General features: G+C 67.5%; 1 protein-coding gene. It reads left to right on the forward strand.

All coding sequences use genetic code 11. The features are described from left to right. Positions 1–174 precede the first annotated feature (174 nt). Positions 175–1,258 (forward strand): c-type cytochrome biogenesis protein CcmI (gene ccmI / locus EN984_RS35110; RefSeq protein ID WP_127384378.1); only part of this gene is annotated, 1,084 nt, incomplete at its 3' end.

Genomic DNA, 1,258 nt, shown 5'->3' on the forward strand with positions numbered 1-1,258 from the left:
GTGTTTTCCGCCGGCGCCGGGGTCACGGCGCGTGGAACCGCTTGCCGCAACGCCGATGGCAGCTGGACGCCGCTGACCTGACGACCGTCTGCCGACGATTGGCGGCTGGCGTCGTCAAAGCGTCGCAGCATGCATCTGTTGGCACGGCAGAGCTCTGCCGGTATTGGAAGAACCATGCTGTTCTGGGTCATAGCCGCCATTCTCACGCTGGGTGCAAGCCTGGCGGTGCTGCTGCCGCTGGCCGCCAGCGCCAAGGGCGCGTCGTCGAGCGGCGAACATGATCTCGAAGTCTATCGGGACCAATTGTCCGAGCTTGACCGCGACGCCGCGCGTGGCTTGATCCAGCCGGCCGAAGCAGCCGAGGCCCGCGCCGAGATCGCTCGCCGCATCATTCGCCTTGACAATGCGGGTACCGCCAGCGGCGCAAACCCTGGCCGAGCGTCGATCACGGCAAGGCTGGTGGCAACCGTAGCCGTGCTGGCGGTGCCGCTGGTCAGTTGGGGGCTCTATGTCAAGCTTGGCTCTCCCGACCTGCCGTCGCAACCGCTCAGCGAGCGGTTGGCCAAGAATCCCGCCGACAGTTCGGTCGACGAGCTGGTGGCGCGGGCCGAAGCCCATCTGGCCGCCAATCCCACTGACGGCAGGGGCTGGGACGTGCTCGCACCGGTCTATCTGCGCATGCAGCGCTTTTCCGACGCGGCGGGAGCCTATCGCAACGCCATTCGGCTCGATGGCGACAGCGCCGTTCGCCAGGCCGGTCTCGGCGAGGCGATCGCCAGCGCGGCAGGCGGCATTGTCTCGGCCGATGCCCAGGATGCCTTCGAGGCAGCCCTGAAGCTCGATCCGGCCAACGCGAAGGCGAGTTTCTACCTGGCCATGGCGTTGGCGCAGGAGGGGCGCGCCAAGGAAGCGACCACGGCATGGCAGGCGATGCTGGGCAGATTGCCGCCGGACTCGCCATGGCGCGGTGCCGTCGAGCAGGCGCTGGCCAAATCCGGAGGCTCCGACGTCGCCTCCAGCGGCGCCAGCAACGGTCCCGATGCCGGCGATGTCGACGCCGCATCCTCGATGTCGCCGCAGGATCGGGAGGCCATGATCAATACGATGGTCGCCGGCCTCGACGACAAACTGCGGCAAAATCCGCGTGATCCGGAAGGATGGATGCGGCTCGTTCGTTCCTATGTCGTGCTCGGCAAGGCCGATCAGGCGCGTGAGGCGCTCGGTCGCGCCATCGCCGTCTTTGGCGCAGACAGTGAGC

It is taken from the genome of Mesorhizobium sp. M7A.F.Ca.CA.004.12.1.1, from assembly GCF_003997835.1.
Lineage (GTDB): Bacteria > Pseudomonadota > Alphaproteobacteria > Rhizobiales > Rhizobiaceae > Mesorhizobium.